The organism is Streptomyces sp. SBT349, assembly GCF_001083795.1.
GTDB lineage: Bacteria > Actinomycetota > Actinomycetes > Streptomycetales > Streptomycetaceae > Streptomyces.
Genome location: NZ_LAVK01000117.1, coordinates 1 through 20,639, shown reverse-complemented (window position 1 = coordinate 20,639; position 20,639 = coordinate 1). Strand labels below are relative to the sequence as shown.

General features: G+C 74.0%; 19 protein-coding genes. 8 read left to right on the top strand and 11 right to left on the bottom strand.

The window, feature by feature from the left end:
- Positions 1-30: 30 nt before the first annotated feature.
- Positions 31-1,596: a DUF6851 domain-containing protein gene (locus ADY01_RS16440; protein ID WP_199826248.1), complete on the bottom strand. Its 1,566-nt coding sequence runs from the start codon at positions 1,594-1,596 to the stop codon at positions 31-33.
- A 171-nt stretch (positions 1,597-1,767) separates the two neighbouring features.
- Positions 1,768-3,009 carry a PQQ-dependent sugar dehydrogenase gene (locus ADY01_RS16435; protein WP_049573212.1) on the bottom strand — a complete coding sequence of 414 codons (1,242 nt, stop codon included), beginning with the start codon at positions 3,007-3,009 and terminating at the stop codon, positions 1,768-1,770.
- A 194-nt stretch (positions 3,010-3,203) separates the two neighbouring features.
- Between ADY01_RS16435 and ADY01_RS16430 the strand changes: the two genes are divergently transcribed.
- The 5 genes from ADY01_RS16430 (at position 3,204) to ADY01_RS16410 (ending at position 7,607) form a co-directional block, all read left to right on the top strand.
- A complete protein-coding gene (locus ADY01_RS16430) occupies positions 3,204-4,475 on the top strand; it encodes a WS/DGAT domain-containing protein (RefSeq protein ID WP_159001237.1) in 1,272 nt (423 codons plus the stop codon).
- Positions 4,476-4,629: 154 nt separating this feature from the next.
- Positions 4,630-4,857: a hypothetical protein gene (locus tag ADY01_RS16425; protein WP_063784257.1), complete on the top strand. Its 228-nt coding sequence runs from the start codon at positions 4,630-4,632 to the stop codon at positions 4,855-4,857.
- Positions 4,858-4,867: 10 nt separating this feature from the next.
- The gene (locus tag ADY01_RS16420) at positions 4,868-5,611 is read left to right on the top strand and encodes a hypothetical protein (RefSeq protein ID WP_049573200.1); all 744 of its coding nucleotides are present in this window, start codon (positions 4,868-4,870) and stop codon (positions 5,609-5,611) included.
- Positions 5,611-6,546 (top strand): DUF6895 family protein, encoded by a 936-nt coding sequence (locus ADY01_RS16415; protein ID WP_049573197.1) that lies wholly within the window; start codon positions 5,611-5,613, stop codon positions 6,544-6,546. The genes ADY01_RS16420 and ADY01_RS16415 overlap by 1 nt, the downstream gene beginning before the upstream one ends.
- Positions 6,543-7,607, top strand: coding sequence for a serine hydrolase domain-containing protein (locus tag ADY01_RS16410; RefSeq protein WP_053170908.1), 1,065 nt, complete (start codon positions 6,543-6,545; stop codon positions 7,605-7,607). The genes ADY01_RS16415 and ADY01_RS16410 overlap by 4 nt, the downstream gene beginning before the upstream one ends.
- Positions 7,608-7,724: 117 nt before the next feature.
- Here the strand turns inward: ADY01_RS16410 and ADY01_RS16405 are convergent, their stop codons facing one another.
- Both ADY01_RS16405 and ADY01_RS16400 read right to left on the bottom strand, forming a co-directional pair.
- Positions 7,725-9,329: an MDR family MFS transporter gene (locus ADY01_RS16405; RefSeq protein WP_049573226.1), complete on the bottom strand. Its 1,605-nt coding sequence runs from the start codon at positions 9,327-9,329 to the stop codon at positions 7,725-7,727.
- A gap of 139 nt (positions 9,330-9,468) precedes the next feature.
- On the bottom strand, positions 9,469-10,101 hold the full coding sequence (locus ADY01_RS16400; protein WP_049573194.1) for a TetR family transcriptional regulator: 633 nt from the start codon (positions 10,099-10,101) through the stop codon (positions 9,469-9,471).
- A 140-nt stretch (positions 10,102-10,241) separates the two neighbouring features.
- On the opposite strand from ADY01_RS16400, the gene ADY01_RS16395 reads away from it, so the two are divergent.
- Both ADY01_RS16395 and ADY01_RS16390 read left to right on the top strand, forming a co-directional pair.
- Positions 10,242-11,609, top strand: a complete 1,368-nt coding sequence (locus ADY01_RS16395; RefSeq protein ID WP_049573193.1) for a Gfo/Idh/MocA family oxidoreductase — start codon at positions 10,242-10,244, stop codon at positions 11,607-11,609.
- Positions 11,610-11,695: 86 nt separating this feature from the next.
- Complete coding sequence (locus ADY01_RS16390; RefSeq protein ID WP_049573191.1) at positions 11,696-12,649, top strand: aminoglycoside phosphotransferase family protein; 954 nt, start codon at positions 11,696-11,698, stop codon at positions 12,647-12,649.
- A gap of 36 nt (positions 12,650-12,685) precedes the next feature.
- On the opposite strand, the gene cutA is transcribed toward ADY01_RS16390, so the two are convergent.
- On the bottom strand, positions 12,686-13,009 hold the full coding sequence (cutA, locus tag ADY01_RS16385) for a divalent-cation tolerance protein CutA (RefSeq protein WP_049573223.1): 324 nt from the start codon (positions 13,007-13,009) through the stop codon (positions 12,686-12,688).
- A 199-nt stretch (positions 13,010-13,208) separates the two neighbouring features.
- Between cutA and ADY01_RS16380 the strand changes: the two genes are divergently transcribed.
- Positions 13,209-14,369, top strand: coding sequence for a S1 family peptidase (locus tag ADY01_RS16380; protein WP_049573186.1), 1,161 nt, complete (start codon positions 13,209-13,211; stop codon positions 14,367-14,369).
- 877 nt (positions 14,370-15,246) lie between these two features.
- Here the strand turns inward: ADY01_RS16380 and ADY01_RS16375 are convergent.
- The 6 genes from ADY01_RS16375 to ADY01_RS16350 form a co-directional block, all read right to left on the bottom strand.
- A complete protein-coding gene (locus ADY01_RS16375) occupies positions 15,247-15,921 on the bottom strand; it encodes an RraA family protein (RefSeq protein ID WP_078900352.1) in 675 nt (224 codons plus the stop codon).
- A 77-nt stretch (positions 15,922-15,998) separates the two neighbouring features.
- Positions 15,999-16,664 (bottom strand): sensor domain-containing protein, encoded by a 666-nt coding sequence (locus ADY01_RS16370; protein WP_049573215.1) that lies wholly within the window; start codon positions 16,662-16,664, stop codon positions 15,999-16,001.
- A 115-nt stretch (positions 16,665-16,779) separates the two neighbouring features.
- Positions 16,780-17,835, bottom strand: coding sequence for a glucose 1-dehydrogenase (locus tag ADY01_RS16365; RefSeq protein ID WP_049573184.1), 1,056 nt, complete (start codon positions 17,833-17,835; stop codon positions 16,780-16,782).
- Positions 17,835-18,113 carry a hypothetical protein gene (locus ADY01_RS38185; protein ID WP_053170905.1) on the bottom strand — a complete coding sequence of 93 codons (279 nt, stop codon included), beginning with the start codon at positions 18,111-18,113 and terminating at the stop codon, positions 17,835-17,837. Before ADY01_RS38185 ends, ADY01_RS16365 begins: the two co-directional genes overlap by 1 nt.
- 250 nt (positions 18,114-18,363) lie before the next feature.
- Complete coding sequence (locus tag ADY01_RS16355; RefSeq protein ID WP_049573181.1) at positions 18,364-19,029, bottom strand: AAA family ATPase; 666 nt, start codon at positions 19,027-19,029, stop codon at positions 18,364-18,366.
- A gap of 143 nt (positions 19,030-19,172) precedes the next feature.
- On the bottom strand, positions 19,173-20,639 hold a 1,467-nt coding region (locus tag ADY01_RS16350; protein WP_049573177.1), incomplete at its 5' end, for a GMC family oxidoreductase.

Sequence of the window (20,639 nt, the reverse complement as noted above, 5' to 3'; positions counted from 1 at the left end):
GGTGGCGGGCGCGTGGGGCCCGCGGTGGGGTCAGCGGGCCCGGCCGGTGATGTGCCGCCAGACGAACTCGTAGGCGACCTGGCCGATTCGGGGGCCGAGGTCCCAGCTGGCCTCGACGGCGGACATGAAGTGCACCCCGCCCCAGGTGCGGCTGACGCCGCAGTCGTGCACGTAGTCGGTCCAGGTGTCCCAGCGCAGTTCGAGGTCGGCGGCCGGGGTGATCCCCGGCTCGACCAGGGAGGAGCCGGCGGCGGCCGTGCGGCGGTAGCCGAGCTCGTCGGAGTCGAGGAAGAGGCGGGCGGCGTGGGCCTGGGCGGCGGCGAGCGTGGTGGATCCCGAGGGGTACTCGGGGTGGTCGCCGACCTTGAGGTAGGCGCGCCACTGGTTGCCGGGGATGCCGTCCACGGTGCCCCTGCCCGGTCCGCCCCAGGCGGTGACCCTCCGGTCGCCGTAGACGTGGCGGACGGCGCTGAAGGGGCGCACGGAGTCGTGCCGGCTCTTCTCGTTCCAGGCGGCGATGCCGGCGTCGAACGTCGCGGTGGAGCAGGTCATGCAGAGGTGGACCCATCCGTCGAGGTCGAGCCCGTGGTGCTCGGCCGCGGCCGCGACGGGTCTGCCGATGCCGGTGAACTTGTTGTCGAAGGTCTCGGCCATGACCTTCTGTTCGTCGGTGAGGGCGGCTGACCTGGCGAGGATGTCGTCCACCTGGGCCCGGTACGCCTCGGCGTCGGTGTGGTCGCTGTCGACCGGCGGCGGGCAGCGGAACTCGTTGACGTCCTCGAAGCTGTAGGGCGTGGTGGCGCGCCACTGCGGGGCGGCGAACTGCTGGACGATGAACGCGCCGAAGTCGGAGGGCCACTGGTCCCCGTGGCGGCGCAGGTGGGGTCCGAGCTCGGGCTGCCAGCGGGAGGGGTCGGTCAGCTCGTAGGCGCTGTTGACCGGCACATAGCCGAGGTAGTCGGCGTAGGGGGCGGGGTGGTGGGTGCGCCCGCCCTCGTCGCCGAGCTGGTTCATGCCGTCGCGCTCGCGGTGCTCGATGACGCCCCTGGCCGCGAGGTTGCCGAGGCCGACGGGGGTCTCGGTGTCCTCCCGGCGGTCGTCGGGGTCCAGGCCGAGGCGGGTCATCATGTCGCGGCGCTCGTGGACGACCTGCGGAAGGATGTTCTCGAACATGCGGAGCGCCGCGTAGAGGATCGCGATGTTGCGGTTGCGGTTGGTCTCGCGCTCGCCCGCGGGGCGGCGCCCGAGGCGGGAGTAGATGCCGACGGCGGTGGGGTGGTAGGGCGCGATCGCGTCGAACCAGGCGGTCTGCGAGAGGTGGGTGAACCGGATGATGATGGCCACGTCCATGGCGGCCACCGGCTGTTCGAGGATGTCGCTGCCGCCGTAGATCAGGTCCCTGACGGCGTTGCCGTGGTCGAAGTCGAAGTCCTCGGGCGCGACCGCGGGGCGCGTCGCGGTCCCGTTCCGCGCCTCCGCGCGCGCCGGGGTGACGGCGCCCAGGGCGCCCGCTCCGGCCGTGCCGGCGGCCCCCAGCATTCCGAGGAGAACGCCGCGGCGTTGCGGCCCGTGTCCCGTGGTGTGACCCGTTGCCATCCCTGTCCCCTTTCGCCGAAGTGACATGTTCCTGGCCACCAAGGGGGAATACAAGACGACCAGGAAAAGGTCATACGAAAGGGGAAAATGTCGAACCGAAAAACGATTCGCGCCGGGCCGGAATTCCGGCCCGGCGCGCGGGTTCTGCCTCGGTCGCCCGTCAGGCGGGGCTCAGTTCGCCACCTGCTCGAAGCCGATGCGGTGGAGGAGGCCGGGCAGGTCGCTGACGACGTAGAGCTCGCCCTCGACCGTGGCGCCGAACGCGGTCACCTGGGTCGGCGTCTCGCCGATGACGGCGCTGGAGTAGCCGCCGTCGGCCTCGGGGCGCAGGGCGACGACGGTGTTGGAGCAGTAGTCGGTGGCGATGTAGGTGCCGTCCGCGAGGTCGGCGTACTCCTCGCCGCGGTAGACCTGGCCGCCGATGACCGCGCAGCCGCCCTCGGAGGCCGGGTAGGAGTAGACCGGCTCGGTGTAGTCCGCGCCCGGGTCGCACTCGTCGGGGTTGAACTCGCTGTCGGCCTCACGGCAGGACCAGCCGTAGTTCTCGCCCGCCGCGCCCGCGGGAACGTGGTTGATCTCCTCGCCCCCGGCCTGCCCGACGTCGCCGATCCACTGGGAGCCGTCCGCCGCGTCGAAGGAGAACTTCCAGGCGTTGCGCAGGCCGTAGGCCCAGATCTCGGGGCGCGCCTCGGGGTCGTCCACGAAGGGGTTGTCCTCGGGGACGCAGTAGGGCAGGTCGCCGCAGGCGGCGCCGACATCGATCCGCAGGAGTTTGCCCAGCAGGGTGTCCAGCCGCTGGCCGTTGCCCTCCGGGTCGCCCGCGCCGCCGCCGTCGCCGATGCTCCAGTACAGGTAGCCGTCGGCCCCGAAGGCGAGCTGGCCGCCGTTGTGGTTGGTGTTCGCCGCGTGCTCCTGGGAGATCAGCGGCTCCAGGGTGCCCTCGCCCACCGAGTAGCGGGCGAGGGTGACGGCGCCGTCGGGCAGGGCGGTGTAGGCCAGGTAGAGCTGCTGGCTCTCGGTGAAGTCCGGGGCGGTCGCGATGCCGAGCAGCCCGCGTTCGTTGCCGGTCTCGGAGACCTGGCCGGTGATGTCGAGAAGCGGCTCGGCCGCCAGGCCCGTGTCGGGGTGGTAGATGCTGACCGTGCCGGACTTCTCGGTGATGAACAGCCGGCCCGTGCCGTCGTCGGGCGCGGCGATCGCGGTGGGCCGGGTCAGGCCCGAGGCGACCTGGGAGGCGGTGATCGCCAGCTCCTCCAGGGGCACCGCCGCCGTCTCGGCCCCGTCGGCGGCGGGCGTCTCGGCGGGCGTCTGGGCGGGTGCCGCTCCCGCGGTGAGGGCCGGGGCGGCCAGGGGGACGATCGCCATCACGGAGAGGGCGACCAGGGAACGACCGGTCCATTGACGTCGTGGCATGTCGGCTCCAGGGAATGTGGGGGGTTCCTCGGCCGGAGGCCCGTCGACGAGTGGCTTTCAGCCAATCGACGTGACTGTGGGGGGAGTTGGGCTCCGGGCGACCCATGTGACGCTACCCGCTGGCGCGTTCGTGCGCCAGGGTGTCCGCCCTCGTGGTAGTCCGGGGGGCACGCGCCCCCTACGGAAGGAAGCCTGTGAACGCTCGGACTCCGGTCACCATGTCGCCGGGAGAGGGGGCCATGGTCGCCTTCGAGGACCGCGCCGCGGTTCCCGCCACGATCGCCGCGGTGGCGGCCCTCGACGGACCGTGCCCCGACGCGGCGGAGGTGCGGGAGCGGGTCGCGGAGCGGTGGGGCGGGCTGTCCGCGCTGCATCGCCGCGTCGCCCTGCGCGGCGACGGGAGGCCGCGCCGCCCCTACGCGTGGAACGCGCCGCGCGTGGACGCCGCGGAGGTGGGGGCGCGGCTGCGGGTGGCCGAGGCGGCGGACGAGGACGCCGTGCGCGGGCACGTGGCGCGGGCGCTGGCCGAACCGCTGCCCGCGGGCGGGCCGCTGTGGGGCCTCGACCTGCTGCGGGGCGAGGCGGGCGGCGGGTTCCACCTGGTGCTGCGGGCGCACCACGCGCTGGTCGACGGGGCGTCGGTCGGCGTGCTCCTGCGGGCGCTGTGCGACGAGCCGGCCATCGCGCCGCCGGCCCCCGCCGCCCCGCCGCTCCCCCACGGCGCCCTGGCGCGGGCGGGGGCGGTCCTGGGCTCGCTGCGCGCCGCGTTCCCGCCGGGCCGGGCGCGGGAGTTCAACGACGGGGTGGACGCCGGGCGGGCGGTGGCCTGGCTGAGCGTGGAGGCGGCGGTGCTCGACGCGGCGCGCGACGCGCTGCCGGGCGGGCGGGCCACCGTCAACGACGTCTTCCTGGCGGCCGTCGCCGGGGCGCTGCGCCGGGTGAGGGGCGCGGCGGGCGACCCGCGGGTGATGGTCCCGGTGAACCTGCGCGGCCCGGACGAGGCGGAGGAGTTCGGCTGCCTGATCGGCGGGGCGCGGGTGGGTCTGCCCGTGTCGCTGCCGGGCCCCGTCGACCGGCTGCGGGCGGTGCACGGGGCGATGGCCCGCAGCAAGCGGCAGCACAGGCCCGGCGGTCTGAGCCGCCTGATGGACGCGCTCGCCGTCCCGGCGCCCGGCGCGGCCGGGGCGCTGGTGGCCCGGCTGCTGGGGTCCCCGCGGATGTGGAACCTGCTCTGCTCCAGCGTGCGTCTGAGCGACGAGCGGATGTTCCTGCTGGGCAGGCCGGTGCGGTCGGCGTTCGCCGCGTCCTGCCTGCCGCCGCGGATGGGCTTCGTCTGCGTCCTCGTCCGCTACCACGACACGTACACGCTGACCCTGACCGGCGACGCCGCCCGCGAGCCGTGGCTCGCCCCGCTGGGTGAGGCCACCCGGGCGGAGATCATCACACTTGCCGATGATTTCAGGTAGTCCCTTCATTACAACAATGGTCGGCAGTAAATCGCATTCACGCGCATTCAGGCGGACCCCGGCCAATCGAAGAAGAATGAGGTCAATTCGATTGCCGAAAAGGGGGCGAGGGAAGGACGCGGATCAAGGCCACCGAACGAAATGAGGTATTCGCATGAAGGTTCAAGGTCGGTCGGAAATCCCCTCCTTGGGAGACGCGGTGCGCACGCTGGTCGCCGAGGGCGAGACGTCGAAGCACCTGGGCGCCGGCGGCGCGCAGGCCCTCGGCGGCGGTCTGGTCGTCCTGGCCGCGCTGCTGTCGGGCAATCCGAGGAAGGACGAGCCCATCGAGGACGCCTTCGGCGGGATGGTGCAGGAGCTCTCGTACACGGGCGCCCGCTAGGAGCCGACGCATGTCACTCGCGCATCAGTCGGCGCGCGGCACGGTCGAAGCGGCCGTCCACACGCTGGCCACTGAGCTCGCCGGGGCGTTGCGGCACACGGGCGGAGGGGGTTTCTCCCTGCGGACGTGCGCGGACGTGATCGACGAGCCGGTGGGCGCACTGGGCGCGGTGCGGGGCCTGGGCGGCGACGCCCTGGCCCCGTTCCTGCTCGCCGGGCACGCGCTCACCTCCGACGACTCCGCCCTCGTCCGCGAGGCCGTGGGCGCCTACCCGGCCCCGCCGTCCGACGCCGCGGACGGCGCCCTGTGGGCGGCGCGCGACGCCGCCCTCGTCCGCGTCCTCGCCGCGCTCGGCGTCCGCGCCGAGGGCTGGGACGGCCTGGCCGCCGGGCACCTCGGCCCCACACCGGGGGAAGGGCCCGCCCCCCAGCCCGTCACGGGAGAGTGGCCGCTGCTGGCGGCCGGCCTCGCCCGCCTCTCCTCGCTCGCCCTCCCCCCCGTCGAGAGCGCGGAACGGGAGCGGGCGCGCGAGCGGCGCACCGACCTCGACCGCGGCCTGGTCCGCGCCCTGCTGCGGCGCGACCACCTGACCGCCGCCCGGCTGACGCGCTGGCTGGCGCTCGACGCCGGGCCCGACCCGGACCCCCTGCTGAGGACCGCGCTCGGCCACATCGCGGCACTGACTCCGGACCAGCCCCGCGTCCAGCTCGAACTCGCGGTGGCCCGGCGCCTGTCGAAGGAGGGTGCTGCCTGATGGACGCCACCACGGTCCGCCGTGCCCAGCAGGTCGCCGACCGGGCCCTCGCCTGGCTGGCCCGCATGCAGTCCTCCTTCGCGTTCCCGCCGGACGTGCCGGACCAGGAGGTGAACGGCGAGACGCTGAAGTCGCTGGGCGAGCTGGCGCTGGCGGCGAGCATCGTCCGGCGCGCCGCGGTCGCCGGGCCCGACACGGCGCGCACCGCGCAGGAGCTCCTGGACTTCGCCTGGCGCCAGTTCCGAGCGGGCGACCTGCTCTACGAGCTCCAGCGCTACACGCCCGCGGCCACCTACCCGCTGGAGATCTACGTGCGCTTCGCCGGTGACGGCTACCGCCACGCGGCGCTCGAAGAGCTGGTGGCCCACCTGACGGAGCTGCGCGCCGCCCGGTGCGCCGAGCAGCTCCCCCACCGCCGGCTGGGCGTCGCGGCGGCCAGGCGCGAGCTGGGGCTGCCCTCGCCCACCGACCTGGCGGGCGAGGCCGGGCACACCTGGCTGGGCGGCATGCCCGAGCCCTGGATGCTGGACGCCGGAAACGCCTACGGGGTCACCCACGCGGTCTTCCACCTGACCAACTGGGGCGCCGACCCGGGCGGCCTTCCCCCCGCGCTCGCGGACTATCTGGAGCTGTGGCTGCCGGTGTGGGTGGAGGTGTTCACCGAGACCAGGACCTGGGACCTGCTCGGGGAGTTCCTCATGGTCGGCATGTGCGTGGCGCGCCCGGTCTGGTACCCGCGGGTCTGGGAGCGGCTCGCCGCCGCCCAGCGCCCGGACGGCATGCTGCCCAACGGCTTCACCCGCCCCGCCGACGACCCGGAGCTGGCCTTCCGCAACCACAGCCACCCCACCATCGTCGCCGTGGCGGCGGGCACCCTGACCGTCTCCCGCGCCCTGGACCCCGCCCCGAGCGGTGCGGCGAGGGCCGGGGCGTGAACGACGACCGCGTGGGCGACGACCGCGTGGGCGACGACCTGACCTCGACGCTGCGGATCCACACCGACGAACTCCTGTCCGACCCCGCCATCCCGGGCACCGTCGCCGTCATGGTCCGGGGCCGGGACCGGGCCGTGCTCGCCTCGGGGCGGCGGCGCCGGGGCGAGCCCGAACGGGTGCGCGCGGGCACGCCGTTCGCCCTCGGGTCGATCACCAAGGCGTTCACCGCCCTGCTGCTCGCCGAGATGGCGGCCCGCGGCGACGTCGGCCTCCGCGATCCCATCGAGGCCCACCTGCCGCCGCCGGCGGCGCCCCGCGGTCGCCCCGACCCGCCGATCACCCTGCTCGACCTGGCGACCCACAGCGGGGGCCTGCCCCGGTTCCCGCTCAACATGGTGCGGCGCGGCCTGCCCCGGTGGATCTCCAACCCCTACGCCCGCTACCGCGTCGAGGACCTCCACCGCGCCACCGCGCGGCTGCGCCCCCGGCGGCGGGCGGTCCGCTACTCGACGTTCGGCGTCGGCCTGCTGGGCACCCTGCTGGCCGGCGCCGCGGGCACCGACTACGGCACCCTGGTCCGTCAACGGGTCCTGGCGCCGCTGGCGTTGCACGGCACCGGCATCCCGGGCACCGGCACCCTCGCTGCGCCGCCCGCCACCGGGCACCGGCGCGGGCGGCCCGTTCCGCACTGGACCCTGGACGCCCTCGCCGGCGCGGGCGCCCTCTATAGCACCGGCGACGACCTGCTGCGTTTCCTGCTGGCGCAGCTCCACCCCGACACCACGCCGCTGGCCGACGCGATCAGGGCCTCGCAGCTGCCACGGGTGCGGTACCGCAGGAGCGACAACGACGTCTGCCTCGTCTGGAACCACCGGGTCGTGGACACCCACCCGCTGTTCTGGCACACGGGTGGCACCGGCGGGTTCACCGCCTACATCGGGTTCGCCCCGTCCCTGGGAGCGGGCGCCGCCGTGCTCGCCAACTCCGTTCCCACCAGGAAGAACCCGGTCCTGCGCGCGGGGCGGCGGCTGCTGCGCCGCGCCGCGTTCCCCGACCGCTGACGCCCCGACCGGCCCGCTCCCCCACAGACGCACCCGGCGGCCCGCTGTCGCGCCGCGGGCCGCCGGGTGCCGGCCGCCGGGGTCCCCGGCGGCCACCCGCTCTCGGTGGGGGGGTCCTCAGGAGGTCCTGCCGACCGCCTGCCCGTCCGTGGGCGCGCCCGACGCCGGCCCTCCGGCCGCCGCGGCGGCCTCGGCCTCCGCCTGGGCGGCCTCCTCGGCGAGCCGCTGGTCGCCGCTCGTCGTCTTCAGCGGCTTCTCCTTGATGAAGAGGACCACCAGCAGGGCCACCGCCGCGCAGGGGGTGGCGATGAGGAACAGCTCCGCGGTCGCCGCCGCGTAGGCGTTCTCCACGACCTCCCGGATCGGTCCGGGCAGGAGCGAGGTGTCGGGAACCGCGCCGTGCCCGGCCGGTGCCCCGCCCTCCTCGACGCCGCCCGGCATGTTCTCCGCCATCTCGCTGCTGACCCGGTTGGCGAGCACCGCGCCCAGCACGCTGGTGCCGATCGTTCCGCCCATGCTGCGGAAGAACGACAGCACGGAGGTGGCCGCGCCCAGGTCCGCGGCGGGGACGTCGTTCTGCGCGGCCAGCACCAGGTTCTGCATGAGCAGGCCGACGCCGACGCCGAGGATCGCCATGTAGAGGCTGAGGAGGAAGAAGCCGGTGTCCGCGTCGATCGTGGCGAGCAGCGCGAGCCCCACGGTCATGGTGATGCCGCCGAGGACCAGCCACCTCTTCCACACACCGGTCCTGGTGATGATCTGACCGGCGATGGTGGAGGAGACCAGCAGGCCGAGGATCATCGGCAGGCTCATCAGCCCCGCCACCGTGGGCGACTTGCCCAGGGAGATCTGGAAGAACTGCGAGAGGAAGATCGTTCCGCCGAACATGGCGACGCCCACCAGGAGGCTGGCGACGGTCGTCAGCGTGACCGTGGCGTTGCGGAAGATGCCCAGCGGGATGATCGGCTCGTCGACCCGGGACTCCACGAAGACGGCCGCGGCCAGCAGCAGCGCGCCGCCGATGGTGAAGGCGGCCGTCTGCCACGAGGCCCAGTCGAACTCGTTGCCCGCCAGGGAGGTCCAGATCAGCAGTGCGCAGACCCCGGCCACGATGAGGAACGCGCCCAGGTAGTCGATCTTCACGTCACGGCGGAGCGTCGGCAGCGACAGCGTGCGCTGGAGCACCACGATCGCGGCGAGCGCGAACGGCACGCCGATGAAGAAGCACCAGCGCCAGCCGAGCCAGGAGGTGTCCACCAGCAGGCCGCCGATGAGCGGCCCCGCAACGGTGCCCACGGCGAAGACCGCGCCGAAGATCCCGGCGTACTTGCCGAGCCTGCGCGGCGGGATGACGGCCGCCATCACGACCTGGACGAGCGCGGTCAGGCCGCCGGCGCCGATGCCCTGGACGACCCGGCTGAAGATCAGCAGGTCGACGCCCTGCGAGAAGCCCGCCAGCAGCGAACCGGCGACGAAGAGCCCGAGCGACGCCTGGAGCAGCAGCTTCTTGTTGTAGAGGTCGGACAGCTTGCCCCAGAGCGGGACGGTGGCGGTCATGGCCAGCAGCTCGGAGGTGACGACCCAGGTGTAGGACGACTGGCTCGCGCCGAGGTCGGTGATGATGCGGGGCAGCGCGTTGGCCACCACGGTGCCGGCCAGGATGGCGACGAACATGCCCGCCATCAGGCCGGACATCGCCTGGAGTATCTGGCGCTCGGTCATCTCGGCCGGAACGGGCCGGTCCGGCTGCTCTGACGGCGGTGGCTGCTCCGGCTGGGCGGAGTTGGGCGCCTCGGTTGTGGTCACAACGTCCTTCTTCGTAGTTCCGTGGTGAGAGCGACGGAAGATGCGGGCCTGACGGTCAGGCGCCGGGCGGTGGGGTGGGGAGACCGGCCGCCAGATGGGCGAACGCGGCGCGGAAGACGGCGGGAAGGTCGTCGGCGCCTGGCCCCGCGGCGCTCCAGTGCTCGACGGAGACGCGCACGGCCGTCCCGGCGACGGCGGCGAGGAGGCGCGGGTACAGGCCGAGACGCTCCGCGTCGGCGGGGGTGCCCAGGCGCTCCGCGATCGCGCCGGCCATCTCCAGCTCGTCGGCCATGTGGGCACCCATGCTCCGGACGAGCAGGTGCGGCGCCCCGCGCAGGACTTGGGCGCGCAGGGCCCACATGTCGTGGCGGGCCTCCACGTCCGCCAGCTCGGCGACGATGGCGTCGCGCACGGCGTCGAGGGGCGCGACCGGCTCGGGGGCGCCGAGCACGGCGGCGCGCAGGCGCCGACCGACCTCGGAGTCGATCATGACGAACGCGTCGTCGCGGGTGTCGAAGTAGTTGAAGAACGTGCGCGGCGAGACCCCGACCGCGTCGCTGATCGCCTCCACCGTGACGTGCTCGGCCCCGTGCTCGGCGGCAAGCCGAACGGCCGCCTCCGCCAAGGCCGCACGGGTGGCCCGCTTCTTGCGCTCGCGCAGGCCCGTGGGGGCGTCCTCCTCCGTCACCTTTGCAGTGTATGAAAATCTGGAGCGATGACAAAATCATGAGCGCACAGAAAGACGCAGGATGCTTCACGAACGCACGGTCTTCTCCGTAGAGTGCCTCTGACCAGCGCGGGCTTCCAGGAGGGGAAAGGTCGTACGACATGGCGGCATTGACGGAGGTGGGCCGCGGACGGTATGCCGTCATCGGCACCGGAAGCCGGGCGCAGAGCTACGTACGCGCACTGTGCGGCGAGCACCGCGACGTGGCCGTCCTGGTCGCGCTGCTGGACACCAATCCCGGACGGCTCGACTACCACGAGGAGTTGATCCGCGGCCTCGACACCGGCGTGGACCTCCCGGCCCGGTACACGGACGCCGGTGACGTGGAGCGGATGATCGAGGAGCGGGACGTGCGGCGGGTCGTGGTGACCACCCCCGACCACACCCACGCGGACATCATCGCCCGCGCCCTGCGGGCCGGGGCCGACGTCATCACCGAGAAGCCGCTGACGACGGACGCCGACGGCACCCGGCGGATCGTCGAGGCGCTGAACGAGACCGGCCGCGACCTGGTCGTCACCTTCAACTACCGCTACTCGCCGAGGAACAGCGCGCTGCGCGAGCTGATCGCCTCCGGCGCGGTGGGCCGGGTGACGAGCGTCTCGTTCGAGTGGGTCCTCGACACCCAGCACGGCGCCGACTACTTCCGCCGCTGGCACCGCGACAAGCCGAACTCGGGCGGGCTGCTGGTGCACAAGGCGTCCCACCACTTCGACCTGGTCAACTGGTGGATCGACGACGTGCCGCGCCGCGTATACGCCTCGGGCGCGCTGCGGTTCTACGGCGCCCGGAACGCCGCCGCCCGCGGCCTGACCGACCGCCCGGCGCGCGGCACGGTCGACGCCGCCGACCACGACCCGTTCCTGCTGGACCTGCGGCGCCACGAGGACCTGCGGCGCCTCTACCTGGACAACGAGCACCACGACGGCTACCTGCGCGACCTGGACGTCTTCGGCGAGGGCATCACCATCGAGGACAACCTCGCGCTGACCGTGGACTACGAGGGCGGCCCGACGCTGAGCTACGCGCTCAACGCCCACAGCCCGTGGGAGGGTTACCGGGTCGCGGTCAACGGCACGGAGGGCCGCGCGGAGCTGGAGGTCGTCGAACGCGCCGCCGTCGCGGGCCGTTCCGCCGCGGTCGACCCGTCGATGGTCAAGGACGGCCCGGCCGACGGCGTCAGGGAGAGCGGCGAGCGCCTGGTCCTGCAACGCCACTGGGAGCCCGCCCGCGCGATCCCGATCCCCGAGGCGGAGGGCGGCCACGGCGGCGGCGACGCGGTGCTGTTCCGCGCGCTGTTCCGCGGCGCCCAGGAGGACCCGCTGCGGCGGGCCGCGGGCGTCCTCGACGGCATCCGGGCGGTCTCGGTGGGCATCGCGGGCAACGCGTCCCTGGCCGGCGGCCGCGCGGTGGACATCGCCGCCCTCGACCTCGGCCACCTCGACGACCGCCGCGGCGAGGGCGCCTGAGCGGGTCCTGCCCGCGGAAACCGCTTGATCACGCCGCCCTGCCCGGGGCAGGCTTGCGGGTCCCCGACCAGGAGGCGCGCACCCGCATGGCCCGCAGCCCTTCCCGCCACGGCATCCAGGTCCCCGACTCGCTGGCCGCCGACCACGCCAAGTACTCCGGCGACCGCGGTCGTGCCTGGATCGCCGCGCTGCCCGACCTGGTGGACGGCCGCCTCGACGCCTGGCGGCTGCGCCCCGACGGACCCGCCTCCTGCGGGGCCGTCGCGCTGGTGGTGCCCGTTCTCCGGGAGGACGAGAGCCCGGCCGTTCTCAAGGTCCAGCCCGTGGACGACGAGACCGTCGGCGAGCCGGTCGCCCTGCGCGCATGGAACGGAGACGGCGCCGTGCGCCTCCTCGACCACGACCCCGCCTCGGGGTCGATGCTGCTGGAACGCCTGGACGCGAGCCGTTCGCTGGCCTCCGTACCCGACGACCTTGCGGCCCTCCGGAGCCTCTCCGAACTCCTCGCCCGCCTCGCCGCCGCCCCCGCGCCCGCGGGGATGCGCCGCCTCGGCGACATCGCCGCCCGCATGCTCGACCGTGTCGGGCCCGCCCTGACCCGCGTGCCGGACCCGGCCTACCGCCGCCTGATCGAGAGCTGCGCGGGGGCGCTCACCGAGGTCTGCCGGGAGCCGGGCGACCGGCTCCTGCACTGGGACCTGCACTACGACAACGTGCTCGCCCCGCACCCGTCGGACCCCCGGGAGCCCTGGCTCGCCATCGACCCCAAGCCGCTCGCCGGCGACCCCGGGTTCGAGCTGCTCGCCGCCCTGCACAACCGCTGGGACGACGTCGTCGCCACCGCGAGCATCCCGCGCGCGATCCTCCGCCGCTTCGACCTGATGACCGAGGTCACCGGCCTCGACCGGCGGCGCGCGGCCGGCTGGACCCTGGCGCGCGTCCTCCAGAACGCCCTGTGGGACATCGAGAACGAGGACACCAACCCGCACACCGAGTTCGACCGCGCCATCGCGGAGACCCTGCTCGACCACCGCGGCTGAGGCGGCACGGCCCCGAGGGGACCGTGGGCGGCGAGCTCAGCGACGCCCGGTCTCCTCGCCCAGCCAGGCCAGGTACTCGGCGCTCCCCCGCGTGATCTCGGCGGCGATGATCTCGGGGGTGTCATATCCGTGGACGGCCTTGATGTGCGCCTCCAGCTCCCGGTACTTCGCGGCCGGGGTCTTGTACAGCACGCGCCACTCCCGGCCGGTCCGCACCTCGCCGTCCCACCAGTAGACGCTGGTCACCGGCCCCTCGATCTGCGCGCAGGCCGCCACGCGGGCCTCCACCGCGGAACGGGCCAGCAGCTCGGCCGCGTTCTCGCTGTCCGTCGTGGTCAGCACGGTCAGGTGGTCGGCCATCAGGTCCTCCCGGTCACGCGGCGTCCCCGCCGTCGCGCCGAGCATAGGCCAGGACGGACCCGGCGAACCCCGAAGGGAAACGCTCCGCTGGTCTAGACATGGTCATGCCATTTCTCTAGGCTCTTCCCCCAGAGTGAGAGCGCTCTCAATCTCCACTGTCCCGCCCCCACAGGTAGAGCACAGAAGGAGAACCCCCACCATGAGACGCACCGCAGGCATCCGCCTGTGCCTTTCCGCGCTGCTGATCGTCGGCGCGATGAGCGGCACCGGCGCGGTCGCGACCGAACGGTCCGCGGCCGACGAACGACCGGTGGCCGAGGCCGGGCTCGTGAACGCGCTCCAGCGTGACCTGGGCCTGACCGAGGACCAGGCCCTGGAGCGGCTGGGCCAGGAGTCGGACGCCGTCGCCATCGAACCGGCCGCGCGCCGCGCGGCCGGCGAGGCGTTCGGCGGAAGCTGGTTCGACCCGGAGGCCGGCACGCTGGTCGTGGGCGTGACGGACCGGGAGTACGCCGAGCCCGTCAGGGCCACCGGCGCCGAGGCCGAGGTGGTCCGCCACACCGAGCGGACCCTCGACACCACCCTGGCCGCGCTCGACGAGCTGGCCGGCCCGGACGGGGCGCCCGAGGGCGTCAGCAGCTGGCACGTCGACCCGCGCGCCGGCAGCGTGGTCGTCAACGTCGTCAGGGGCGCCGAGTCCGACGCGGAGGTCGCCGCGTTCCTCGCCGACGCCCGGCGCCAGGGCCCGGTCACCGTCCGCGCCACCGTCGGCCACGCCCCGGAGACCCTTGCCGCGGGCACGGTCGGCGGAGACCCCTACTACACCGGCAACGTCCGCTGCTCCATCGGCTTCTCGGTGCACGGCGGGTTCGTCACGGCGGGCCACTGCGGCTCGGCCGGGGCGGCGGTCTACGGCTGGGACCGGTCGCTGGTCGGCCACTTCCAGGGCTCGTCGTTCCCGGGCAACGACTACGCCTACGTCAGCGTCGGCAACGGCTGGTGGACCGAGCCCGTGGTCCTCGGCTGGGGCACGGTCGCCGACGCGCTGGTGCGCGGCTCGGCCGAGGCGCCCGTCGGTGCCTCGATCTGCCGCTCCGGGTCCACCACCGGCTGGCACTGCGGCACCCTGCTGGCGAAGAACGAGACGGTCAACTACAGCTCGGGCGAGGTGGTCCACGAGCTGACCAAGACGAGCGTCTGCGCCGAGCCGGGCGACTCCGGCGGCGCCTACATCAGCGGCGACCAGGCCCAGGGCGTGACCTCGGGCGGCTGGGGCAACTGCTCCGGCGGCGGCGAGACCTGGTACCAGCCGATCAACGAGATCCTCGCCGTGTACGGGCTGACCCTGCACACCGCGTGAGACCGGCGGGTGGACCATCAGGGGAAGGTGGTGGTCCACCCGCCCTATCCGCTCCGCGGCGGCGGCCGGGCGGGCCCTGGCTGTGCGGCCGTTGTGGCTGGGGTGGTGGGTGGGGCGGCTTCGACGCTTGGCCTAGGTGGCCGGCGCTTGGCCGGGTGTCGGGTTTCGTGCGGATGCACGAAAAGAGGCACCTACGGGGGAGGGTTCGTGGGTGTTCGCCGTCCCGGTGACCGGCCGGTTTGTGGGGTGGAAGAGGTGGGTGTCCGGACGGGCGCAGCGGATGACGCTCGTCTTGGGTCGGTCTGTGGGCGGTGGGCTGGGGTGGCGCGCACCCTTCGGGCCTGCCCTGGCCGCACGTATTCGTCGTCATCCGCGCGCCGCCCGGGCTTATGTAGCGGGCCGGTGGGCTCGGTTGCCCTATCGGGCATCGGAGGGCGGGGACTGTTTTCAAACGGCGCACGATCTGTTTTCAACACTCTGTTTAAAACGAAGTGTTTCGCGTTTCAGAACAGTCCCCGCCTCCAGATGCCCAATAGGGCAGACGACCGCGCACCGCTACCACTGCTCGGTTGGGCAACGAGCCCCACCGGCCCGGCGGATGACCAACAAGGGCACACAGAGGCGGCAGCAGCTGCGCGCCACCCCAGCCACAGCGAACAGACCGACCCGAGACGGCCGTCATCCGCTGCGCCCGTTCGGACACCCACCTCATCCACCCGACAAACCGGCCGGTCACCGGGACGGCGAACACCCACGAACCCCTCCCCCGTAGGTGCCTCTTTTCGTGCATTCGCACGAGACGGACACCCGGCCAAGCCCGCGCCACCTAGGCCAAGCGTCGAAGCCGCCCCACCCACAACCCGCACCCCAGAAGACCTCAGACGTGACCGAACCGCTCCAGGCACTCCTGGAGGGAGACGCCGTCGGCGATGGCCTCCCGGATCCTGACCTCCGTCCGGGTCAGTTCCTCGGCGCGCGCCAGAACCCGGTCCACGGCCGCGTCGGGCACGACGAGTGCGCCGTCCTCGTCGGCCAGCACGAAGTCGCCCGGGTGGACGGTGACCCGAGCCGACGTCGCCCCCGGCAGGTGCACGGGCTGCTGGGCCGCCGTCACCTTCCACCGGCCGATGGACTGGACGGGGGTCCGGTAGCGGGCGAACACGGGAAACCCGTGCCGCCGCAGCCACTTCAGGTCGCGGACGCCGCCGTCGACCAGCGCGCCCACGGCGCCCCGCTCGGCCATGGCGAGGGCGATGAGCTCGCCGAAGTAGCAGATGCCCTCGCCCTCACCGGCCCAGACCGTGACCTCGCCGGGGCCGACCTGGGAGCAGGCCCGCATCTTGGCCGGGTCACCGGTCCCCTCGTACGGCGCCATGACGCCCGCGACCGTGAAGGCCCAGCCCGCCAGCCGGTCGCCCGACAGCGCCGCGAGGCCGGGGTGGAGCCCCTGGTCGGGGAGGCCGATCTCGTCCAGCGCGTCGGCGGCGTTGGAGGTGTCGACCGCCGCGAAACGGGACCTGATGGCGTCACGTTCGGCTGGGGTACGGGCCATGGGGATCTCCTCGGATGCTCGGACCACGCGCCGTCGGCGCGCCTGATCGCTCCGATGATGGACGACGCGCCGGGCCCTCAGGTGCGGGCGGCCAGGGACGCCGCGTGCTGGTTGGTGAGCAGGCCGCGCGCCACCGCCGCGTTGAGGGCGGCGAGCCCACGGATCACCGGCAGCGCGGTGAGGAGCAGGACCGCGCCCACGGCCGTGTTGAACGCGATGTCCGCCGCCTCCGAGGAGACGCCGGTCATCAGGTCGAAAAGGCCGTTCCGGTCGTCGTCGGGCAGCGACCAGGACCAGGTGCCGTAGAGCAGCGCGCCGGCGCCGCCGAGCGTCCAGGTCAGCGCGACGCAGAAGCTCACGACCCGCAGCGGGAAGGAGACCACCATATGGGTCAGATCCCGCCAGGACTGCGGCTCGCTCAGCGCCCCGACGATCCCGGCCCACCCCCTGCCGCCCCGGTCCCGGTAGACGTGCGGCGGCAGAGGACGCCCGGTGACCTCCTCGACGCGCCTCCGCTCCACGCGTGCCATGCCGCGCGCCGCCCGCAGGGTGCCGGCCAGGATCGGCAGCCCGATCCAGATCACCAGGGTCGAGATCCCGGCCGAGAAGCCCGCGACCGCGGCGGTGAACGCCACGATGCCCGTGGGGAGTCCGCCCAGAACGTAGCCGAGCTCACGGCCGAACCGACCGGCGCGGCGGCCGGCCAGGTCGGAGGCGAGCGGCCTTGTGGCGGTTGAAGTCATGTCCGTCATGGCTCCAGACTGTCCCGCCACGCGGCACTCCCCCAGCCGCCTACCCGGCCGCCGTGGGGTGGGGTTATCCCCACCCCACCAGGGGTGGAAGGGCCCCGGGGCGGCCTCAGGCGCCGTCCAGGGTGATGACCACCTTGATGTCGCCGGGGCGCGCCTCGTACGCCTCGTGGCAGCGCTCCAGCGGCACGCGCCGGGTGATCAGGCCCTCCAGCCAGTCCAGGTCGGCGTGGGCCAGGGCTTGCGCGGCCTGCTGGTAGTGGCGGGGGTTCGCGTTGACGGAGCCGACGACGGCGTCGTTCTCCAGGACCAGCTCCCGGTTGAGCGCGCCCGCGTCCACGGTCAGCGTGCGCCCGGCGGAGGAGACGCCGGTGAGGCAGACCACGCCGTAGCCGCCGGTGCCGGTCAGCACGTCGAGGACGACGGACCCGGCGCCGGTGGCCTCGATCACGATGTCGGGGCGCAGCGCCGAGGTCACCTTGCCGACCTCGTCGGAGTGGTAGGTGGCGCCCAGGGCGGCGACCAGCGCGGGCTTGGGGCCCTCGGTGACCCGGTCCAGCACGTGCACGTCGAGCCCGCGCCCCGCGCCGAGCAACGCCGCCAGCAGGCCGATGGGCCCGGCGCCGGTCACCAGCACGCGCTCCGGCTCGAACCAGGCGCGCGCGCCGACGCGTTCGACCTGCTCCCACGCCTTGGCGACGACGGAGGTCGGCTCCATGAGCACGCCGACGCGGTCGAGCCTGGCGTCCAGCGGGATGGCGTAGTCGCTCTCGATGGTCCAGCTCTGGCTGGCGTAGCCGTCGCGCTCCTTGATGCCGCGCTCCGTGTAGCGGCCGTTGCGGCACATGTCGAACTCGCCGTGCTCGCAGGCCCCGCAGGGCTCGGGGTCGGGGCGGCGCACCACGCCCATCACCAGGTCGCCCGGCGTGAAGCCGCTGCCGGGCGGCGCCTCGCGGACGCGGCCGAGCGACTCGTGGCCGAGGATGAGGCGGTCGTGGCCCGGCGGGGCGGCGCCGTACTCGCCCGCGACGATCTCGCGGTCGGTGCCGCAGACGCCGAGGGCCAGGCCGTCGACGAGCAGGTCGCTCTCGCCCGGGACGGGGTCGGGAACGTCCCGCACATCGAGGGACCCGGGGCTGCTGGGTTTCACCGTGATCGCACGCATCATGTCTCACGGTGACACGGCTCCGCCCGGTCGGCCACCGGACGGCCGGTGCCCGTCCCCGCCGCGTGGGCGTCGCGGGCGATCTCGTGCGCCAGGACGCGGGCCCGAGCCGGGGGTCCCTGGTGCACGCTGATGACCCGGTCGAGCCCGCGGGCGCGTGAGCCGAAGCCCGGCGAGGCGGGGGCCGCCTCGGTGCGTACCCGCGTCCCCCGGGACGGCCGTCCGAGGCGCCGGCCGATCTCGGCGGCGGGCAGCACCTCGGGCAGGAACGACGGCACCGAGAGGCCGCGGAACCCGGTGACCTCGACGGCGAACAGGCCGAACCCGTCCCGGTTCCCCGCGCGTTCGACGGCGTCGACCGAGGCGCGGGTCCGCTCGGGCGTGGCGACCGTTCCGGCGCATCACCTCGGGGTCGGCGTTGATCGCGGCCATGGCCTCGGCGCCGGAGGGACCGGCCGGGGCGTGAGAATCGTGGTCATCCGCCATGGTCGGGGAGCCGGCCCGTCTTCCGGATCGTCCTCGCCGTCGTCAACGCGCCGGGTCGTCGGTGACCTCGGGCGTCGCGAAGCCGAACTCGTCCAGCGCGCGGGCCGCCTCGCGGTCGAGCAGCGCCACCGAGGCGCAGCCCGCGGGGAGTCGGCCCGCCTCCACCTCGGCGATCAGCCGGTTCACGGCCCTGCGGTGGCGGGCGAACGCGCGGCGCGACACGGTCCTGCCGCGCTCCCGCTGCCCGGCCAGGGCGATATGCGCGGGAACGTCGAGGAGCACCAGGTGGAATCCGGTCCCGCGACGCCTGCCGTGGCGGCCGAGCCAGCGGCGCACCCAGGCCGTTCTGCCGCAGTCGTGGACGAGGACGCCGGACTCGGTGCGCAACGCGCGGCGCAGACCGGCGTAGTGCGCGAGGCGGGCGGCGGGCCGGTAGACGGGGTAGGGCAGCCAGCGTGGCAGGCGCCCGGCCCAACGCTCCCTGACCTCCTGCGAGTCGACCAGCGTGACGCGGCCGTGCGGACCCGCCGTGCGCCGCATCAGGGTGGACTTGCCGCTGCCGGGGAGTCCGGAGACGACGACGCGGTGCCCCACGGGCCAGCGCAGCGTCGACGCGCCGTGCGCGGACGGCCCTCCGCGCAGGTCGCGGACGCGGGGATCGTCCGTCTCGTCGGCATTCCGGCCGGTCAGCTCCCCGCGGTGCGCCATATGGCCGTTGTCCCCTTCCGGACCGGAGCAGCGCGTCCCGCGCGGGCTCCCGGCCGGAGCACGACGACGAGACCTGACCGCGGACTTGGGGAAACCGTAACTTCCGCGGACGCCCGTACGCAACGGCGGACCGCGCCGGTCGTTCAGCGGCCGAGGATGCCGTCGGCGACGCGGTAGGCGAGCGCGAGGATGGTGAGGACGGGGTTGACGCCGCCGTTGGTGACGTGCAGGGAGGCGTCGGCGACATGGAGGTTGTCGTGGCCCCAGACCTTGCCCCAGGAGTCGGTCACGGAGTCCTCGGGACCGGTGCCCATCCGGCAGGTTCCGGCCTGGTGCTGGCCGCCGCTCGGCGTTCCCCGCGGGGCGCCGCCGTAGGGGAAGACGGTGCGGGCGCCGCTCGCGGTGAGCCAGGCGGCGGCCTTCTCGGCGAGGAACGCGGCCGTCCTGCGGTCCTCGGGGTGCACGGCGCCGCCGAGGCGGGCGACGGGGGCCCCGAACCGGTCGGTGGTGTCCACGGCCCGGGTCACCCGGGACTCGGGGTTGGGCATCTCCTGGACCGGCCCGGTGACCAGGGCGAGCCGCCGGTAGAGGGTGCGCATGCCGTCCCTTGCCCCCGCGCCCCAGGCGGGGATGGCGCCGAGGCGGCTGAGGGCGGCGTACGCCTGGAGGGGCGTCTGGACGAAGTCGTTGGCCAGCATGCCGCCGCCGACGATGCCGTCGTTGTGGTGCCGGTAGTCGTGGGTGGCGATGCTGGGCCCGGGGCCGACGCAGTCCTGGACGGGATCGTCGAACAAGGCGAACGCGCCCGCGTAGACGTGGCCCTGGAGGTGGCGCCCGAGGTGGCCGCCCTCGTCGCGGGGGGCGCCGAGGCCGAACGGCTCGCGGTCGGAGCCGCTGGCGAGCAGCAGGCGGGCGGTCTCGACGGCGCCCGCGGCCACGACGACGCGGTCGGCGGGGACCGTGCGGCGGGCGGGCCGCCCGTCCCGCACGGTGTGCACGGTCACGTCGCCGACGGTGCCGTGCCGGGGGTCGGTGCCGATGGCGGTGACCTGGGCGTCGGTGAGCAGGTCGCAGCGGCCGGTGGCCAGGGCGCGGGGGATGACGGTGTTGCGGGTGTCGTTCTTGAACTCGCCCCGGCAGCCGAACCCGACGCAGGTGGCGCAGCCGACGCAGGCCCCGCGGCCGTGGTAGGGCACGGAGTTGATCAGCAGCGGCACGGGCGAGGTGCGCAGGCCGAGGGCGCCCGCGCCCCGCGCGAGAGGGCGGGCGGTGCCGTTGGGCCGCACCGGCGGCATGGGGTAACCGCGGGTCCTGCCGCCTGCGTACGCGTGGCCACCGGGGTCGCCCGAGACGCCGATCTCCCACTCGGCGCGGTCGTAGTACGGCTCCAGGTCGTCGTAGGTCAGTGGCCAGTCGGCGAGTGAACTGCCCTGGGGAACGCCGTAGGTGGAGGCCATGGCGAAGTCCTCGGGGCAGAACCGCCAGGCTTGCGCGCCGTAGACGCGGGTGCCGCCGCCGACGGTCATGGCGTTGTTGGACCAGCGCGGGTCGCCCGGGGCGACGATCTCGTCGCCGTCGGGGCCGGCGGAGACACGGGGGTTGCCGTGGGC

Excerpts from the sequence above, each read along its gene's own strand:
- ADY01_RS16395 (WP_049573193.1), top strand. The coding sequence starts at position 10,242 with ATGGCGGCATTGACGGAGGTGGGCCGCGGACGGTATGCCGTCATCGGC.
- ADY01_RS16355 (WP_049573181.1), bottom strand. The coding sequence starts at position 19,029 with ATGGCGCACCGCGGGGAGCTGACCGGCCGGAATGCCGACGAGACGGAC.
- ADY01_RS16365 (WP_049573184.1), bottom strand. The coding sequence starts at position 17,835 with ATGCGTGCGATCACGGTGAAACCCAGCAGCCCCGGGTCCCTCGATGTG.
- ADY01_RS16415 (WP_049573197.1), top strand. The coding sequence starts at position 5,611 with ATGGACGCCACCACGGTCCGCCGTGCCCAGCAGGTCGCCGACCGGGCC.
- ADY01_RS16420 (WP_049573200.1), top strand. The coding sequence starts at position 4,868 with ATGTCACTCGCGCATCAGTCGGCGCGCGGCACGGTCGAAGCGGCCGTC.
- ADY01_RS16435 (WP_049573212.1), bottom strand. The coding sequence starts at position 3,009 with ATGCCACGACGTCAATGGACCGGTCGTTCCCTGGTCGCCCTCTCCGTG.
- ADY01_RS16425 (WP_063784257.1), top strand. The coding sequence starts at position 4,630 with ATGAAGGTTCAAGGTCGGTCGGAAATCCCCTCCTTGGGAGACGCGGTG.
- ADY01_RS16375 (WP_078900352.1), bottom strand. The coding sequence starts at position 15,921 with ATGGCCCGTACCCCAGCCGAACGTGACGCCATCAGGTCCCGTTTCGCG.
- ADY01_RS16380 (WP_049573186.1), top strand. The coding sequence starts at position 13,209 with ATGAGACGCACCGCAGGCATCCGCCTGTGCCTTTCCGCGCTGCTGATC.
- ADY01_RS16390 (WP_049573191.1), top strand. The coding sequence starts at position 11,696 with ATGGCCCGCAGCCCTTCCCGCCACGGCATCCAGGTCCCCGACTCGCTG.
- ADY01_RS16405 (WP_049573226.1), bottom strand. The coding sequence starts at position 9,329 with ATGACCGAGCGCCAGATACTCCAGGCGATGTCCGGCCTGATGGCGGGC.
- cutA (WP_049573223.1), bottom strand. The coding sequence starts at position 13,009 with ATGGCCGACCACCTGACCGTGCTGACCACGACGGACAGCGAGAACGCG.
- ADY01_RS16370 (WP_049573215.1), bottom strand. The coding sequence starts at position 16,664 with ATGACTTCAACCGCCACAAGGCCGCTCGCCTCCGACCTGGCCGGCCGC.
- ADY01_RS16440 (WP_199826248.1), bottom strand. The coding sequence starts at position 1,596 with ATGGCAACGGGTCACACCACGGGACACGGGCCGCAACGCCGCGGCGTT.